Genomic DNA, 17,019 nt, shown 5'->3' with positions numbered 1-17,019 from the left:
CGGCGAGCCTGGCCTAACTACGCGCCAGTCCGAAGCAAGATAGCTCCGGCGCCCGGATAGCTCAGTTGGTAGAGCAGCGGATTGAAAATCCGCGTGTCGGCGGTTCAAATCCGTCTCCGGGCACCAGTTTTCTCCAAAGACAACAGCGACTTAGGACGTCTGCCTCATTCGATTACGTTGCGAAATAGCATTTGGGGACACTTTGGGGACACCGGGACATTTTGCACATCGTTTCCAAAGCGAACCCTGCCGCCGGTGATCGGTTACCGCGTCTTCTAGACCGAATCTTGAATCGAAGAATTTCCACTCTGCATTGTCATTCTCACCCATCGTTCCGCATGCGCTTGGCTGATCCACCAGTTCAGGAGCTTTGCTGCCAAGCTTCGCACGGCGGGCGCGATCACCTTACCTGTCAACTGGGGCGCAAAAGTCGGCATGGGCGGAGGCATAAAGCCAGGGCAGCTGGATGGGTATGCGGCACGGCGGCGGGTGCGCTTTCCACATAGTTGGCGCGTGCTGTGGCGCGCTGGGCTCGTCAGGACCAATCGCGGGCAGTTTTCTGGATGGGGATCAGCGCTGCTTGCGGGCTGTGCTGTTGGCAAGGCGGTAGCTTTCGCCATTCATATCGAGGATGCCGACATGGTGGGTCAGTCGGTCGAGCAGCGCGCCCATCCGACGCTCGGAGCCGCAGGTTTTGGTCCATTTGTCGAAGGACCGATTGCTGGCGACCAGGGTTGATCCGCGCCTCTAGCGCCGCGAAATCAGATCGAACAGCAACTCGGCCGGTCTTCGATAGAAGCCAAATTCCTCAATGATAAGGATCTGGTATCTGGCCAACTGCTTCTAGAAGCGCAGCAGGCTGTGTTCATCGCAGGCGTCCATCATCTCGCTGACCAAGACTGTGCTGCGTTGGTGAAGCCGACCGAAAGCCTTGCCCCACCGGCCGTCCCGTCATCTACAGGTCTTCGCGATCGCCCGCGTTACCCGATCCACAGGGCATGCGGGCAAAGCGCCCGCCGCCCAGATGCACCCAGTCCATGCCGACCGAGGCGGCCAGATAGTCGTCCGATCCCCGCGACGCCAGCTCGGCCTGGCCAAAGCGCGACAGCACCAGCCCGCGCATCAGCGCCAGATACAGCAGAAAGCCCAGCGGGAAGCCGATCACGAAGGCATAGACCGACCACCAGGCCGCGACGGCGCCCGCCAGCACCCAGGCGATCAGCCCTGCCGGGTTGAAGCCGCGGCCATAGCGATACTGGCCCTCGGGGTCGTAAAGCGCCGGGACGTTCAGGCGACGTCGGCGGATCACATAGTAATCCGCGACCATGATGCCGCCGATGGCCGAGAGAAAGGCGCCGTAATAGCCTAGAAAGACAAAAAGATTGTCGAGGATCTGCCAGGGAAAGCACAGCGTTCCAACAATTCCGGCTATGACGACGGCCATCCGGTAATTGATGACGCGCGGGGCCAGATTGACGAAGGTCAGCGCAGCCGGGATCAAGTTGGCCGAGTTGTTCGTCGACCATTGGGCCAGCACGACCAGCACCAGCAGGACCAGCAGCGCGATGCCCTGCGCATCGCCCTGAATGACCTCGACCGGGTTCCAGTTGCCGGTGGCAATGAATGAGACCGCGCCGATCCCGGCAATCATCGCCTGCGTTACGGGCAGTGCGACCAGCTGCGCCAGAAAGATCGCGCGGTTGCGACGCAAGAAGCTGCGGGTTCCGGGTTGCGTCTTCACGAAACGCGTGAGATTCGGAATGTCGATCGCCATCGTTGACCAGAAGCTCATGTTGGCGATGAACAGCACGATCAGCGAGGCCTGCCCCTCGGACCGAAAGGTCCAGATGTTCAGACCCTTGGTCTGGGCGATGCCGTCCAGCGTGAAATACATCCAGGCGGAAATCGCGATGATCGCCGGGGCGGCCAGCGAGGCCAGCCGCTCGACCGACTTGATGCCCAGCATGGTATTGGCGACCTGCAAGGCGGCGAAAAGCGCATACCACAGGAACCAGTTGGAAAAGCCCAGGTAGTATTCGCCGATCCCGTTCAATGCCAGCGCGCCCAAATAGGTCTGGATGCCGAACCACATCGCCGCCACGATCCCGCGCGAGACGGCGGGCAGATGCGTGCCGTGCAATCCGAAGGGCGCGCGCAGATAGACCGCGAAGGGCAGCCCGTGCTCGGTGCCGATATCGGCGGTCAGCAGCATCAGCGCGCCGATGGCCAGGTTCGCCACCAGGATCGTCAGCGCAACCGCGCCCAAGCTGAACCCGCCCTGGATGCCGGTGGCGCCCAGCGAATAGGTGGCGATTATGACCGCGATGCCGACCCAAATCCAGGCATAGCCCAGCATGCCGATGGGCCGCTGGTTGGCTCGGGTGGGCAGGATGCTTTCCTCGATCAGGGCGGTGCGGTCGCGCCCCGGGGCCAGCCCGTCTTGTGTCAGTGACATTGTGCTTATCCCTGTGTGTTGGATTCATGCGGCCGTCGTGCGGCCGTTCTTCTCCGGATATGGAAAGGGCCGCGCGATGCGGCCCCCTTGGTCAGTCCTGGCGCTGCATCGCGAGGCGCAGCTTTTCGGTGGCGGCAAGGTCCACCGTCTCGGCCTCGAGGTCGATGGCGACGCCATAGACCTCGCGGGCGTCCTTGAGGGTGCAGAACCCGTCCAGCACGTCCTCGAGCACCTTGCGGGGCGCGCGGTTCAGCGGATTGCCGTAGCCGCCGCCGTTCGGGCTGTAATAGGTCATCACGTCATCGGCGCCGACCGACAGGCCCGAGAACTTGGAATGCATCTCCTGCTCCTGTCCGGGCTTGGAAGGGTTGCTGATCGTGCAGCGCCCCACGGCGCCGTCCTGTCCGCCGAAGATGCCCCAGGGCGCATCGGTATGGCGTTCGGATTCGTGGGTGATGAAGGCCGGCGTCAGCACCCGCTGCGCCTTGACGACCCCGATGCCGCCCCGGAACTCCCCTGCGCCCGGAGGCGCGTCGTCGCGCAGCTCGTAGCGGTCGCAGATCATCGGGATATGCATCGCCAGGTCTTCCAGCGGGTTGTTGCGGGTGTTGGCCATCAGGTTGTCGATGCTGTCCGGCCCGTCGCTGCGCGGCCGCCCGCCATAGGCGCCCTCGTTCACCTCGAGAAACACCCAGTAATCGCCCGAGGGCCGCACGCCGGAATATGCCGCGAAGCTGATCGAGGCGGACGACCCCGCGATCACCTGCTCCGGCATCACCGGGGCCAGCGCGTGGATGATCAGGTCGATCATGCGGTTGCACTGGGTAAAGCGGGCTTCGGCCGAAGCGGGGGCGCGGGGGTTGAAGATCGACCCAAGCGGCGCCGTGACCTTGATCGGGCGGAACGAGCCCTCGTTCGACGGCACCCGAGCGTCAGAGGTGGCGGCATCCAGCAGCAGCTTGCGGAAGCCGGCATAGGCCGCCACCTTGGTCGAGCCCTCGAAGGGCACGTTATAGGCGGTGGGGGTCTGGTCGGCCGAGCCGGTCAGGTCCACCTCGACCTCGTCCCCGCGCACGCGGACCGTCACCTTGACCTTCAGGCGCTGGTCGCGGTTGCGGCCGTCGTCGTCCAGCCAGCCCTCGGCCGTGTAGTCGCCGTCGGGGATTTCGCTGATGCGCTGGCGGGTCATGCGCTCGGCGTAATCCATCAGCTGATTGGCGGCGCCGAAGACCGTCTTCTCGCCATATTTCTCGAGCAGTTCGACGAAGCGGCGCGCGCCCAGCCGGGCCGAGGCGATCTGCGCCTCGATATCCGCGACCAGCTGCCCGGCCGCACGGGAATTGCGGCGGATGTAGTTCCACATGGCGTTGTTCGGCTCGCCCTTGCGGTAAAGCTTGGTGCCCGCGAACAGCATGCCTTCGGCATAGACGTCGGGCACGTCGATGATCAGGCCCGGCGTCGCCGCGCCGATATCGACATGGTGCGCCGTGTTCCCGGCAAAGCCCACCAGCCGGCCCTGGAAGAAGACCGGCACGACGATGGCCAGGTCGGGGGTGTGGGACGAGCCGTGATAGGGATGGTTGTGGACGACCGCGTCGCCTTCATACCATTCGCCATCCTCCAGCGTTTCGGCGATGCCGCGCAGATAGCCGGGGATCGAGCCGATATGCATCGGCGTCGATTCCGACTCGCAGAGCGTGTTGAAATCGGTGTCGAACAGGCCCGCGCCCAGATCCTGGCTTTCCCGGATGATCGAGGAAAACGACATGCGGTAAAGCACATGGCCCATTTCCTCCGCGATGGTCTCGAAGGCGCCGCGGACGACTTGCAGCGTGATCGGATCGACCTCGGTGATCTTGCTCATCTGGTTCATCTCACGCCCCCTTGCTGATGCGCGTGTTGCCGTAATCCAGCGTCTCGGCGACATAGCCGGGCGGGACCAGGGTGGTGGAATTGTGCTGGACCAGGATCGCCGGCCCCGGAACGCGGTCGCCCGCGAGAAGTTTTGTGCGGTCGTAGCGCGGCGTTTCCAGCGTCCGGCCGCAATCGAAGGTGGTCGGGCGCACGAACATCAGCGCCCGGTCGATGGTTGATCCGTCGGTGGGCTGCACCTTGGGGATCTCGATCCGGCGCACGCTGGCCGAGCCGATGACCCGCAGCGTGATCAGCTCCACCTCGGCCTTGCGATAGGCATAGCCGTAGTCCTGTTCATGCGCGTCGTGGAAGCTGTCGATGATCACCTGCTTGTTCTCCTGCGTCAGCGGCCCGTCGGGGAAATCGGCACGCAGCTCGAAGCCTTGGCCCTGATAGCGGCATTCGGCGACGATCTTCAGATCCTGCGCCCCGCGCGCGATGCCGTCCGCGTCCAGTTCCTCATGCACGGACTGGCGCAGCTTTTCGACATGGCCGTTGATGCGAGCGAGTTCCGCGTCGCTCGCCGAGTTCAGGATCAGGATCCCTGCCTCTGTATGTTCATATTGCAGGTCGGTCTTCAGCAGGCCCACGGCGGCGGTGATGCCCGGCGCCACCGGCACGACCACGTCGCGGGCGCTGACCGCCTCGGCCAGGGCCACGCCATGCAGCGGCCCCGCGCCGCCGAAGGGCATGATGGAAAATTCGCGCGGGTCGATACCGCGCGCCACCGAGTTCGAGCGGATCGCCAGCGCCATGTTGTTGTTAATGATCCTGATGATCCCCAGCGCCGCGTCCCTGACCGACAGGCCCAGGGGCTGGGCGATCTTTTCCTCGACCGCCTTGCGGGCCAGGTCCGCGTCCAGCCGCAGGTCGCCGCCAAGCGCCATGTCCGGGTCGAGACGGCCCAGCACGATCTGCGCATCGGTCACTGTCGGCTCATCCCCACCGCGGCCATAGCAGGCCGGTCCCGGCTCGGACCCGGCGGAACGCGGGCCGACGTTGAAGCCGCCGGCTTCGTCGATGAAGGCGACCGAGCCGCCGCCCGCGCCGATGGTCACCAGATCGATCATTGGCGTCAGCACCGGATAGCCCGAGACATAGGTGTCGCGCTGGTTCATGATCTTCAGCTGGCCGCCGGGGATGGTCGAGATGTCGGCCGAGGTGCCGCCGATGTCGACGGTGATGATGTTGGGCGTGCCGGCCATCTGGCCTTCGGACGCGCCGCCGATGACGCCGCCGGCGGGGCCGGACATCAGGATGCGGATCGGACGCCGCGCGCAGGATTCCACGGTCGAGACACCGCCGTTCGACTGCATGATCCGCAGTTTGGAGGTCACGCCCGCTTCGCGCAGGCGGGCATCCAGGTCGCGAAGGTAATAGGCGGTCTTGGGGCCGACATAGCAGTTCATCGCGGCGGTCGAGAAGCGTTCGTATTCCCGCATGACCCGCGCCAGTTCCGACGACATGGTGACATAGGCGCCGGGAATTTCTTCCAGCACGATCTCCTTGGCGCGGGCCTCGTGGGCGTCGTTCAGGAAACTGAACATGAAGCCGATCACGACCGAGCCGATGCCGCGCTTGCGAAACAACGCGCAGGCGTCGCGCACGGCCTGTTCGTCCAGCGGCTCGGCGATTTCGCCCGTCGGCGGCAGGATGCGCTCGCGCACGGCGATGCGGTTGCGGCGCTTGACCAGCGGCTGGCTTTGCCAGGGCACGTCGAAGTGCAGGCTGAAGTTATAGGGCCGCTTGTGGCGCCCGATATGCAGGATATCGCGGAAGCCGTGGGTGGTGATCATCCCGCATTCCGCGCCGTTGTGCTCGATGGTGATGTTCGTCGCGGTGGTGGTGCCGTGGACGATGGTCTCGACCTCGGACGGGTCGATCCCCGCCTGGTCGCAGATGCCCCTGACGCCCTGCACCACGCCGATCGACTGGTTCTTCAGCGTGGTCGGAACCTTGTGGTAAAAGACCCCCTTTGCGCATTCGAGGACAAGATCGGTATTCGTCCCGCCCACATCGACGCCAATCCTGGCCATGTGACACCTCTCTGTTGGTTGGCTCGCGCCCGTCTTCGCGGCGCTGAAAAAAGGCGCCGGCCGCAAGGGACCGGCGCCAGTTGGGGTTATTCCGCCGCCATCTTCTGGGCGCCGAGGCCGTCGATATAGGCCACGCATTCATCGACGGTGTGGACGTCGCCGAACTTGGCGTCGATGTCGAACAGGTTCCAGGCCACCGCGCCCGGCACACGGTCGCCGATGGCTTCCTTGACCGCGATGGTGCGGAAGCCGTCCGCGATACCGTCGCAGATCGTCTGGCGCACGCAGGCGCAGGCGGTCACACCGGTGACCAGGATGGTATCCACGCCGTTCGCGCGCAGGATGCCCGCCAGCTCGGTGCCGTGAAAGGACGAGGCGCGCTTTTTCAGCAGCGTGTATTCGCCGTCAATGGGCGCGATGCGGCTGTCGATGGCCCACAGGTCCTTGTCCTTGATGTCCACCACATCGACCGGGATCTTGTTGTGCCACAGGCCCATGTCGGTGAAATCGGCGTTGCGGTCGGTGATCTCGTAGGCCGTGGTGACATGGACGACCGGCAGGCCGGCGGCGCGGAACGCCTTCAGCAGCTTCTGCATGCCGGGGATGATCTCGTTGTCCATCTTCTCCTGGTCGCAGGTGAAGGGGTTGCCCGGGCGGGTCCAGGCATTCGCCAGATCGACGCTGACCAGGGCCGGACGCTTTCCGAAGCCGACGCGGCGCTGGAAGCCGCGCTCCTTGTAAAGTTTGGTCGCGGTGTCGAAGGCTTCCTGCAGCAGGCGGTCCAGTTCCTTGGTGTCCACTTCGCTCATGATCGAGATCCTTGTCTGGGTAAGAAAGGCGCAGCGCTGCGCCGGGTATCCGAGCCGCCGGCATCCATCGTCCGCCGCTCTGAGGGGCATATTCCGCGTTTCCTTGACCCGGGGGAAATGGCGTGTCAGCAATTATTCATGCACCAGATGCATCAATTGTAAGGCGCCGTTTCATGAGCGATCATTCCGGCATCGAGAATGTCCATTCCTTCATCACCCTCGCCCAGGAACTCAGCTTTCGCCGCGCCGCCGAGCGCCTGCATCTGGACCAGTCGGCGCTGAGCCGACGCATCCAGAAGCTTGAAGTTACACTAGGCTTTCGGCTTTTAGAGCGGACCACGCGTGAGGTCCGGCTGACCCAGGCCGGGCGCAGCTTCTATGACGACAACGCCGACCTGCTGCGCGGCTACGAATCGTCGATCCAGTTGGCCCGGCGCATCGCCGAGGGCAAGCTGGGCGCGCTGAACGTCGGCTATATGGCCTTCGCGGCCACCGAATTGATGCCTGCCGCGGTGGCGCGGTTCCGACAGGCGCATCCCGAGGTCGACCTGAAGATCCGCTATATCCGCACCCAGGGCCAGAAGATCGCCCTGGCCAATGACGAGATCGACCTGGGCTACATGATCGGGCCGTTCGATCACTCGGATTATCACAGCCTGACGCTCTCGCTCGAACCGCTCTATGTGGTGACGCCGCGCAACCATGCGCTGCTGCGCCTGCCGGTGGTCACGCCCGCGGACCTGGCGAGCCAGGACATTATCCTGGGCGATACCCATGAATGGGAGGAATACCGCTGGCGCCTGGCCAATCTGTTCAGCGCCGAGGGCATATCGCTGAACATCGCCATCGAGGCGTCGAATACCTTGGCCCTGCTGGGCTTGGTCGCGGCCGGGCTGGGGGTGACCGTCTATCCCGAAAGCCTGATCGGTTTCCTGGGCCGCAGCGTCGAGGTGCGCCCGATCATCCACCCGCAGTTCCGCATCAGCACCGTCCTGGCTTGGAAACGCTCGAACCGGTCGCGCCAAGTCCGCGAATTCGTGGAGGTCGCCAAGCTGGCCGGGATCCACTAGCGCTCAGGGAAGAGCCGGGACGCTGTTCCGGCCCTGGGCGCGCAGGAATCTCAGGAAGGTTTCCAGCACCTCGGACCTGTTCGTGCGGTCCCAGACCGCCGTGACCGGCAGCTTGTTCGTCACGTCCCGCAGAGGGCGCACAACGACGCCCAGGCGAGGCAGATTTCCGACGCAGCTGGAATAGATCGTGACGCCCACCCCTGCGACCACCAGCCCGAAGATGCCTTCGCTGTTTGACGCCTCCAGCACGATGTTCGGAAAGAAACCCCGGCTGCGGCATTCCGCAAACAGCCTGCTGCGGAACGCGGCCCAGTTGTCGCCGGTGCCCAACACGAAAGGCTCGTCCGCCAATTGCGCCAGCGTCAGGGACGGTTGGGCGCAAAGCGGGTGGGAACTGGGCAGCAGCGCGACATAGTCGTCCTGGTCAAAGATCATCTGCCGAGTCGTCTTGTGCTCAAAAGGCCCGATCATGAAGCCGATGTCGATGCTTTGCTGCAGCAGCGCGACGTGCTGGAGAGTGGTCGGCATGAAGATCAGGTCCAGCCGGATGTCGGGATGCGCGCTGGCGAAATCGCGCAGCACATGGGGCAGGTGACCGTTGATGGCGAAATCGGTATAGGCGATTCGCAATTCGCCCCGGATGCCGCGCGCGGCATGACGGGCGCTGTTGATGGCGCGGTCGATCTGGCTTTCCACGGTCGCGATCTCGGACAGAAAGGCCTTCCCCGCTGCCGTCAGTTCCACCCGGCGGGTGGTGCGCAATAGCAGGGGCACGCCTACCTCTGCCTCAAGCTGCTGGATGATCTTGGTCAGGGCGGGTTGCGCGATATGCAGCGCATCGGCCGCGCGGCCGAAATGCAGCTCGTTTCCGACTGCCGAAAAAGCGCGCAGATGGCGAAGTTCCAAGCCCATGACATGGCTCATCATTGATAACTGACAGGAAATAATAAAATGCAAATTGATATTTTACAAATGGCGAATCGTCCTGCATCGTTTGCGAAACCTCCAAAAGACGCAGGGCCAACGAAGCCCGCCATACAACAGGGAGATTGCCATCATGGCAAGCCGTATCATCAATTCCGGAAGACTTTCGCGCCGCGGCACGCTGGGCCTTTTGCTCGGCGGCGTGGCCGCAGCCGCCATCGCGCCGCACCGGGGCTGGGCCGCCGGCGGCACGGTCGTGGTGTCGAACTGGGGCGGCGACTGGAACGACCGCACGGTCCGTTACGTCGAAAAGCCGCTGCTCAAAGACAAGGGCTTCAGCATCGTCCGCGACCTGGGGACCGAACCCGAGCGCAAGGCCAAGCTGATCAGCGAAAAGCGCATCCGCCGCGCCTCGGCCGACGTGATCCATATCAACAGCTCGGACGCCTTCGAATTGCAGAAGCAGGGGGTGGTCGCCGAACTGGATACAGCGCGCATCCCGAATTACGCCGATACCGCCCCGGAACTGCAAAGCCCCTATTTCGTCCCTTGGCTCTATAGCGGCGTGGTCATCATCTATGACACCACCAAAGTATCCGAGCCGCCGAAATCCTATGCCGAGCTTTGGGATCCGAAATGGGCGGGCAAGGTCGGACTGACCAACCAGCTTTACTTCAACTACATGATGATGGCCGGGCTGGTCGAAAAGGGTGACATGACCAGTGTCGAGGATGGTAAGGCCCGCCTGGAACGTCTGGCCGCGGACAGCAAGCCGCGTCTTTACGCCGCCCACCAGCAGTTGCAGGCCGGGCTGGCCAACGGCGAGGTCGAGATCGCCGTGAACTACAAGGCACGCGGGCTGCAATGGGCGCATGACGGGCTGCCGTTGGCTATCCAGTATCCCGAGGAAGGCGCGATTGCCGTGACCTTCGGGGCCTGCCTGACGCAGTTCGCCGCCAACCCCGACGCGGGTTATGCCTATCTGGACGCCATGCTGGATCCGCAGGCCATGGCGGGCCTGGCCGAGGCCAGCTTCTATGCCCCCGCCAACACCAAGGCCGCGCTGTCGGATGACTTGCGCCAACTTGTCGATTTCTCGGCCGAGGAGCGGGCGAAGATGCGTTTCCTCGACTTCGACTATGTGGCGCAGAACACCGCCGCTTGGCTGGAATGGTGGAACAAGTCCTTCGCCGTCTGAACCGCACGCTTGCTCCAATCCGCCCTTGCATGAGAGAACCTGCATGAGCATGACCGAGATGGCAGTAGATCCGGCCCCGCCGCCCACCCCTGCCCGCACGCCCCGGCGGCTGGGGGCCCCCTGGCTCAGCGCACCGGCAATGATCTTCGTGGCGCTTGGCCTGCTAGCACCTCTGGCCCTGATGCTACGCAACAGCCTGAACCGCTATGATCCGGCCGAGCTGATGATCAGCGCGGTCACGGCCGAGAATTACACCAAGTTCTTCGGCGATGCTTTCTATCAACAGGTGCTGTGGCGCACGATCGGCATATCGGCCCTGTCCACGGCGATCTGCCTGGCCGCCGGAATTCCGCTGGCCTATTTCCTGGCACGCCATGTCGCGCCCGGCACCAAGCGCCTGCTGCTGCTGGCGATCCTGGTGCCGCTGTTGATCGGGAACGCGGTCAGGACATCGGCCTGGATGCTGATCCTGAACGACCAAGGCGTGCTGGCGGCCTTTCTGCGCCTGTTCGGCTGGGACGGGCAGCTGGGGCTGATGTATTCCTCGGCGGGGGTCACCATCGGCCTGGTCTCGGTCCTGTTGCCGTTCATGGTCATCACCCTGAATAGTGTCTTCGAATCCATCGACCAGAACCTCGAGGACGCGGGTCAGAGCCTGGGCGCGGGCCACCTGACGGTGATGCGCCGGATCGTGCTGCCGCTGGCGATGCCCGGCATCCTCGCGGGCAGCGTCCTGTGCTTCATCCTGTCGATGAATGCCTATGCCACGCCCGTGCTGATCGGCGGGCCGACATTCCACATGATGGCGCCGACCGTCTATCAGCAGATCGCCAAGGTGATGAACTGGCCCTTCGGCGCGGCCCTGGCCTTCATCCTGATGGCCGTGACGCTGATCCTGACAGTGGGCGTGTCGGTCCTGGTCCAGCGCCGCTATCGGAAATGGAGCGAGTGATGCCCGCACAGTCACGCGCCATCCGCCGGGGTTACGCCGCCTTTGCCGTGCTGGCCATCGGCTTCATCACCCTGCCTTTGGTCTTCATCGTCTGGATGAGCTTCTTTTCCAACAAGATCCTGTCCTTTCCGCCGCAGGGCTATACGCTGGACTGGTATCTGCGCGCATGGGAGCTGTCGGATTTCCGCAACGGCTTCTTCCTCAGCATCCGGACCAGCCTGATCGCCACCGGCATCGCCTTGGTCCTGGGCCTGCCGACCAGCTTTGCCCTGGCGCGGACCCGCTTCAAGGGGCGCGAGGCGATCAATACGGTGCTGATGTCGCCGATGATTGTGCCCGGCATCGTCGGCGGCAGCGCGCTGTTCGTGTTCTTCCTGGAGGTGGAGTTCCTGACCGGCTGGCGCATCGCCGGGACCAGCGCAGGCCTGCTGGTCGCCCACGGACTGATCGCGCTGCCCTGGATGACCAGGCTGGTCACCACAGCGCTGATCTCGGTCAACCCTTCCGTCGAAGAGGCGGCGCGCAGCCTGGGGGCGGGACCGTTGACGGTATTCTGGCGCATCACCCTGCCGGTCATCAAACCGGGCGTGATCGCCGGGTCGCTGTTCGCCTTTATCAACTCTTTCATCGATCTGGAAAAATCGCTGTTCCTGGTCGGACCTAACAGCACGACCTTGCAGATCGCGCTGATCAACTACCTGGAATGGAATTTCGACCCGACCATCGGCGCCGTCGCCACCGTGCAGATCGCCCTGGTGACGGCCCTGCTGATCGTCACCGACCGCTACGTGAAGCTCAGCCGCGCCTTCTGAAAGGATAAGCCATGTCTGACGTCGTTCTTCAGGATGTCGCCAAGCATTACGGCACCGCCATCGCGGTGGAAAACATGACGCTGCGCATCGCCGATGGCGAATTGGTGGCGCTTCTTGGGCCTTCGGGCTGCGGCAAGACCACCACCCTGCGCATGATCGGCGGCTTCGTCGATGCGACCAAGGGGCGGATTACGGTGGGCGGGCGCGACGTGACCGGCCTGCCGCCAAACCGGCGCAACATGGGCTTCGTGTTCCAGAACTATGCCCTGTTCCCGCACATGACCGTGGCGCAGAACGTGGCCTTCGGGCTGGAGATGCGCAAGGTGAACAAATCCGACGCCGCCCGCCGCGTGCGCGAGGCACTGGCGCGGGTGCGCCTGTCCCAATACGCCGACCGCTTGCCCAAGCAGATGTCGGGCGGCCAGCAGCAGCGCGTGGCCCTGGCCCGGGCGCTGGTGATCGAACCCGACGTGCTGCTGCTGGATGAACCGCTGTCGAACCTGGATGCCTCGCTGCGCCAGGAGATGAAGCTGGAGATCCGCCAACTGCAACAATCGCTGGGTCTGACCACGGTCTTCGTCACCCATGACCAGGACGAGGCGATGAGCACCTCCGACCGCATGGTGCTGATGTATAATGGCCGGGTGGAACAGGTTGGCGCGCCCGACCAGATGTATACTCAGCCGCGTTCCGCCTTCGCCGCAGCCTTTCTCGGCATTCCGAACCTGCTGCGCGGACGCATGGCGGCCGATCACGGCAGCTTCGTGACCGATGCGGGGCCGGTCCTGCGCCTGGCAGGGCAAGCGCCCGTCGCCGGCCCCGCCTGCCTGGCACTGCGCCCCGAGGTAGTGGCGATTGTGACCACGGCGCCCGACGAAGGGGTCAATGCCTTGGCGGGCCGGGTCGAGGTGATGAGTTTTCACGGTGCGGCGGTGGAATACCAGATCGCGACCGAGGCCGGCCTGCGCATGACCGCGCGCACCACAGCACCCGGTCTGGGCGGCGCCACGCCGGTGCCGCAGGGCAGCCGCATCTGGCTGTGCTGGTCCCCCTCTGCCGGCGTGATCGTCAGCGAACACTGAACCGAACAGGAGAAGACGATGAACGACCTGCCCCCCGTTTCCGGGGCCGATGTCCTGCATGCCCGGCTGACTGTCGTGGACGGGCTGATCGTGTCCGATTTCAACCGCGCGATCTTCCAGGACATGCGGCGGGGCGGCATCACGGCCGCCAACTGCACCTGCTGCATCTGGGAGGGTTTCACCGGCACGATGCGCAACATCATGCAGTGGAAGCAGTGGTTTCGCGACAATGACGACCTGATCCTGCAAGTGCACAGCACCGCCGACATCCGCCGCGCCAAGGCCGAGGGCAAAACCGGCATCATCCTGGGCTGGCAGAACATCACCGGCATCGAGGATCAGATCGGCTATCTGTCGCTGTTCAAGGATCTGGGTGTCGGCATCATCCAGATGGCCTACAACACCCAGAACCTTGTCGCGACGGGCTGCTATGAGTCCAGGGACGGCGGGCTGTCGGATTTCGGCCATGAGGTGGTGGCCGAGATGAACCGCCTGGGGATCCTGTGCGATCTGTCCCATGTCGGCGCGCAAAGCAGCCGCGACGTGATCCTGGCCTCGCGCCAGCCGGTCGCCTATTCCCATTGCTTGCCCGCCGGGCTGAAGGCGCATCCGCGCAACAAGACGGACGAGGAGTTGCGCTTCATCATCGACCACGGCGGTTTCGTGGGCGTAACCATGTTCACGCCCTTCATGGCGCGTGGGACCGATGCCACGGTCGACGACTATATCGATGCGATGGAATACGTCATCAATGTCTGCGGCGAGGAGCGGGTGGGCTACGGCACCGACTTCACCCAGGGTCACGGGCAGGAGTTCTTCGACTGGATCAGCCATGACAAGGGTTATGCCCGCCGTCTGACCGATCTTGGGACGATCAAGAATCCGGCCGGCCTGGATTCGATCGGCCATACCGGCGCGCTGACCGCCGCCATGCAGCGCAGGAACTGGCCCGAGACGCGGATCGAGCGCATCATGGGCGGAAACTGGGTCGACGTGCTGGCCGAAGTCTGGCGGGCTTGAGCCGAACTTGGCTGTATTCCCACATTGTTGTATTACAATGACCCTCAGCACATTGGTTCGCCGCCAGGAGGCCCTGGCGGTGGACATACCTTAGACGTGGCCGCTTTACGATAGCGCCACAGGGAGTTTAAGAGACGGTCCTGCAGGAAGCCTGATCAGCTGAAAAACTCCCGCCATTCGGCATCGGTGATCTCCCCGACCATATCCGTATGAGCCTTCTCGACAGCCAGCATCTGGAAGGCACGGGTGCGGTATGCCTCGGCGGTCTTCTCGCCGCGCTGTCCGCAAGCCCTCATGGCAAGGTCCACGCCGCGCGACCCCAAGCGTCCGAACTCATCGTGGAGTTTCGTCCGCGCAGCATGGCTGCCCGTGCCGAGAACCTGCTTCCAGAGATGGCTAACATAGCGCGGATGCGGAACCCTCCCCTCATAGGTGACAAACAATGGGCGCCTCACCTGGAAACACTCCGCGCGCAAGTCAGCGAGGTGTGCGGGGCCGGAGCCCTGCAAGATCAATTGGTCGATGAAGAACCCGAATACCGGAAGGATCGGTGCAGTATAGGATCGCTTGCTCTTCGACAACGCAATGTCGAAATGATACATCTGCCCGTCCCAAGTGATCTCGCGGCCGAAGAACATCGCAGTATCTGCCATTCGCAGTGGAAACGGGCAGAACAGGGTCATGGCGACGGCGGCGTTGCGCTTGAACTGGGCCTGCTTTGCATTTTTGGTCTCGTCGGCTTCTCCGAGAAGGTCGAAGGCCATGCCGAAGATTTCCCTGTAGGACGGCAGAGCCAAAACCTTGGCCTCCTTGAGGGGCGTATATCCATTTGCCCGGCGTTCGTGATACCGAACCCTATCGGCGAGATGCGCCAGCACATCATCAGGCGCACCGAGATACCGGGCGAAATCCCGCACTTGGCGGATCGCGGATTTGATGGTAACCGGGGACAGCGCCCGCTCCCTGCCGAGCAGAGATTTCTCATAGGCCGTCGTGGCCAGGACACTCATCTCCTCCGGCACCCCGGCTTTTCGCGCCGCCAGGATGCACTCACAGAGCTTGGTGCGCATGGTCACCAACATCGGCGCTGAAGGGGGCGCCTGACGCTGGCCATCGTTCAAAGCCACTCCCGGAATGCCATCCGCCATCCTTTCCAGCGCTATCTTCCAGCCATGCGGGAGTTCCTCAGGCGGAACAGAGAGGCGGCGTGCCCGCGTCTTGTAGCTGGCATACTTCGTGGTGGCCGGCTGAACCCGCTCCGCGATCAGGGCGTCCAGGTCTCGCAGCAACGGATGACCCTCGTAGACCGCCCACATGCCACGGCGCAGGCTATGCAGTTTGCCGATGCCCCAAGAGTCCAACAAATCAGACAGCGGCAGCCTAGAACCCCCGTTCTGACCGGCCGCATACCGGGTAAGAAACTTGTTCAGGGCATGAAGCTCATGAGACGCGATCCGGCCGTCGAGGAGCATCTGCACGATATCCTCGGCATTGAGATTCCCCCAGTGCTCCGCCTGAAAGATATCGCAAATCCGCGCCAGTCCCCACCCCGTGCTCGGGATATTACTGCCCATCGGGATCCTCCTCATCACTGATCCGGAACCCGGCCTGTCTGGCCAATTCCGTCTGGACGTTCACCATTTCTGCGTCGTGATCGATCCACGCGTAATGCGCCCTGACGGTGGCCGGGGAGTTGCACAGCAGACGGGCAGCGCCGCTGTAATCGCCAGGACGACTGCGCAGCCACAGCGAGGCCAAGCCATGCCTGAAGTTATGCGGTGACATAGGAATGCCGAGGTCGCGGGAATGGCTCTGGAGCCAATTTCGCAGCGATTTGTCGCTAATCCTCTGACCCGCATAGCCGGGAAACAAGTATTCCGAACGGTCCGCCCAAGGCAGTCGAGGCCGGATATGCTCAAGATACCATTCGACCACTTCCAGGCCGCGCGTCGGCCCCTCAGCCAGATGCGCGTTGATATCGATCCGGTTTTTGACCACCTCTTTCGGTATCTGAATCCTGGCCTTCTGACGTGCGCGCTGAGGCAACACGAGATTCGGACGCGGACCGAGATGCCGCAGGCTCCGCATGTTCTCAATGCGCAACGGCAGCCCCCAGAGGGCAATCGCCGAATAGGCGGCCAAGGTGCCGAACTGGACGGCTTGCTCCTCCGTAAAGCCGGTCACCTGCTCTTTGCCGGCAATCAGCCTCTCAGCCCTCTCCCGGAAGCGCAGGTGCATCGACCTGAAGATCATTTCCTTTCTCCGATCCCGCAGCAGCGCGGCGCAAAGCTCCCGGGTCGCCCGCGGCATGGTCTTTTGCTCTTCGCGCCCTTGCTTCAGAGTCGCGTTATGCCGGAGGCTGTCCTTTATGAAGTCGACCGACATCCCGAGCCTGGATCCCAGAATCATCCAGATGCCAACATACTGACGCAGGCTTCGGGCCGTGATCCGGCGTGCCGGGGCCGTCTCCCGGCTCAGCGCCCGGACGACCCTGTAGAAGACATCCGCATCGAAGGCCTGCTTCAGGTCATTACAATCGAAAGGGATGATGCCATGGGCGACTGCGGCCCCCAGATACTTGCGCAGGGCCGCCCGACGGACCGCAAGGGTCTCAGGTGCCAGGCGATCGGTCCAGACCTCCTCGATAGGGTCATAGGAGCCCGCCCCGCTTTGTTCGAGCAGTTCGCCCGCCAGACGTGCCAAGGTCTGCCCTTCCTACCAATTTTGGACCATCTAAAGCCGGAGTT

14 protein-coding genes and 1 tRNA gene are annotated in these 17,019 nt (G+C 63.5%); 7 read left to right on the top strand and 8 right to left on the bottom strand.

What is annotated here, in order from left to right; translation table 11 throughout:
- Positions 1-50: 50 nt before the first annotated feature.
- Positions 51-126: transfer RNA gene (locus tag E3D03_RS06515), tRNA-Phe, on the top strand.
- 444 nt (positions 127-570) lie between these two features.
- Here the strand turns inward: E3D03_RS06515 and E3D03_RS21375 are convergent.
- From E3D03_RS21375 to E3D03_RS06490, 5 genes are all read right to left on the bottom strand, one after another.
- Entirely contained in the window at positions 571-732 is a 162-nt protein-coding gene (locus E3D03_RS21375) for an ATP-binding protein (protein ID WP_411969800.1), read from the bottom strand.
- Positions 733-955: 223 nt separating this feature from the next.
- Positions 956-2,455, bottom strand: a complete 1,500-nt coding sequence (locus tag E3D03_RS06505) for an NCS1 family transporter (RefSeq protein WP_263566288.1) — start codon at positions 2,453-2,455, stop codon at positions 956-958.
- A gap of 91 nt (positions 2,456-2,546) precedes the next feature.
- Positions 2,547-4,328 carry a hydantoinase B/oxoprolinase family protein gene (locus E3D03_RS06500; RefSeq protein WP_263566287.1) on the bottom strand — a complete coding sequence of 594 codons (1,782 nt, stop codon included), beginning with the start codon at positions 4,326-4,328 and terminating at the stop codon, positions 2,547-2,549.
- 1 nt (position 4,329) lies between these two features.
- Entirely contained in the window at positions 4,330-6,405 is a 2,076-nt protein-coding gene (locus E3D03_RS06495; protein WP_263566286.1) for a hydantoinase/oxoprolinase family protein, read from the bottom strand.
- 86 nt (positions 6,406-6,491) lie between these two features.
- On the bottom strand, positions 6,492-7,214 hold the full coding sequence (locus E3D03_RS06490) for an isochorismatase family protein (RefSeq protein WP_028718944.1): 723 nt from the start codon (positions 7,212-7,214) through the stop codon (positions 6,492-6,494).
- A 173-nt stretch (positions 7,215-7,387) separates the two neighbouring features.
- On the opposite strand from E3D03_RS06490, the gene E3D03_RS06485 reads away from it, so the two are divergent.
- Entirely contained in the window at positions 7,388-8,284 is an 897-nt protein-coding gene (locus tag E3D03_RS06485) for a LysR family transcriptional regulator (protein ID WP_263566285.1), read from the top strand.
- Positions 8,285-8,287: 3 nt separating this feature from the next.
- Here the strand turns inward: E3D03_RS06485 and E3D03_RS06480 are convergent, their stop codons facing one another.
- Positions 8,288-9,196 carry a LysR family transcriptional regulator gene (locus tag E3D03_RS06480; RefSeq protein ID WP_263566284.1) on the bottom strand — a complete coding sequence of 303 codons (909 nt, stop codon included), beginning with the start codon at positions 9,194-9,196 and terminating at the stop codon, positions 8,288-8,290.
- A 145-nt stretch (positions 9,197-9,341) separates the two neighbouring features.
- Between E3D03_RS06480 and E3D03_RS06475 the strand changes: the two genes are divergently transcribed.
- From E3D03_RS06475 to E3D03_RS06455, 5 genes are read left to right on the top strand one after another with little or no spacing between them, the layout of a single operon-like run.
- Positions 9,342-10,406, top strand: a complete 1,065-nt coding sequence (locus E3D03_RS06475; protein WP_263566283.1) for a PotD/PotF family extracellular solute-binding protein — start codon at positions 9,342-9,344, stop codon at positions 10,404-10,406.
- 43 nt (positions 10,407-10,449) lie between these two features.
- Positions 10,450-11,358, top strand: a complete 909-nt coding sequence (locus tag E3D03_RS06470) for an ABC transporter permease (RefSeq protein WP_263566282.1) — start codon at positions 10,450-10,452, stop codon at positions 11,356-11,358.
- Positions 11,358-12,170, top strand: coding sequence for an ABC transporter permease (locus E3D03_RS06465; protein ID WP_263566281.1), 813 nt, complete (start codon positions 11,358-11,360; stop codon positions 12,168-12,170). The genes E3D03_RS06470 and E3D03_RS06465 overlap by 1 nt, the downstream gene beginning before the upstream one ends.
- Before the next feature lie 11 nt (positions 12,171-12,181).
- The gene (locus E3D03_RS06460) at positions 12,182-13,252 is read left to right on the top strand and encodes an ABC transporter ATP-binding protein (protein ID WP_150350655.1); all 1,071 of its coding nucleotides are present in this window, start codon (positions 12,182-12,184) and stop codon (positions 13,250-13,252) included.
- An 18-nt stretch (positions 13,253-13,270) separates the two neighbouring features.
- Entirely contained in the window at positions 13,271-14,272 is a 1,002-nt protein-coding gene (locus tag E3D03_RS06455; RefSeq protein ID WP_263566280.1) for a dipeptidase, read from the top strand.
- Positions 14,273-14,427: 155 nt separating this feature from the next.
- Here the strand turns inward: E3D03_RS06455 and E3D03_RS06450 are convergent, their stop codons facing one another.
- Complete coding sequence (locus E3D03_RS06450; RefSeq protein WP_263566279.1) at positions 14,428-15,846, bottom strand: hypothetical protein; 1,419 nt, start codon at positions 15,844-15,846, stop codon at positions 14,428-14,430.
- Entirely contained in the window at positions 15,836-16,975 is a 1,140-nt protein-coding gene (locus E3D03_RS06445) for a hypothetical protein (RefSeq protein WP_263566278.1), read from the bottom strand. The genes E3D03_RS06450 and E3D03_RS06445 overlap by 11 nt, the downstream gene beginning before the upstream one ends.
- Between the last annotated feature and the right edge of the window lie 44 nt (positions 16,976-17,019).

Origin of the sequence: Paracoccus sp. DMF (assembly GCF_004407025.1) — a bacterium.
Lineage (GTDB): Bacteria > Pseudomonadota > Alphaproteobacteria > Rhodobacterales > Rhodobacteraceae > Paracoccus > Paracoccus aminovorans_B.
Note: the sequence above shows the minus strand (reverse complement) of the source record. Positions and strands in the feature narration are given on the sequence as shown.

Excerpts from the sequence above, each read along its gene's own strand:
- E3D03_RS06505 (WP_263566288.1), bottom strand. The coding sequence starts at position 2,455 with ATGTCACTGACACAAGACGGGCTGGCCCCGGGGCGCGACCGCACCGCC.
- E3D03_RS06500 (WP_263566287.1), bottom strand. The coding sequence starts at position 4,328 with ATGAACCAGATGAGCAAGATCACCGAGGTCGATCCGATCACGCTGCAA.
- E3D03_RS06495 (WP_263566286.1), bottom strand. The coding sequence starts at position 6,405 with ATGGCCAGGATTGGCGTCGATGTGGGCGGGACGAATACCGATCTTGTC.
- E3D03_RS06490 (WP_028718944.1), bottom strand. The coding sequence starts at position 7,214 with ATGAGCGAAGTGGACACCAAGGAACTGGACCGCCTGCTGCAGGAAGCC.
- E3D03_RS06485 (WP_263566285.1), top strand. The coding sequence starts at position 7,388 with ATGAGCGATCATTCCGGCATCGAGAATGTCCATTCCTTCATCACCCTC.
- E3D03_RS06480 (WP_263566284.1), bottom strand. The coding sequence starts at position 9,196 with ATGGGCTTGGAACTTCGCCATCTGCGCGCTTTTTCGGCAGTCGGAAAC.
- E3D03_RS06475 (WP_263566283.1), top strand. The coding sequence starts at position 9,342 with ATGGCAAGCCGTATCATCAATTCCGGAAGACTTTCGCGCCGCGGCACG.
- E3D03_RS06470 (WP_263566282.1), top strand. The coding sequence starts at position 10,450 with ATGAGCATGACCGAGATGGCAGTAGATCCGGCCCCGCCGCCCACCCCT.
- E3D03_RS06465 (WP_263566281.1), top strand. The coding sequence starts at position 11,358 with ATGCCCGCACAGTCACGCGCCATCCGCCGGGGTTACGCCGCCTTTGCC.
- E3D03_RS06460 (WP_150350655.1), top strand. The coding sequence starts at position 12,182 with ATGTCTGACGTCGTTCTTCAGGATGTCGCCAAGCATTACGGCACCGCC.
- E3D03_RS06455 (WP_263566280.1), top strand. The coding sequence starts at position 13,271 with ATGAACGACCTGCCCCCCGTTTCCGGGGCCGATGTCCTGCATGCCCGG.
- E3D03_RS06450 (WP_263566279.1), bottom strand. The coding sequence starts at position 15,846 with ATGGGCAGTAATATCCCGAGCACGGGGTGGGGACTGGCGCGGATTTGC.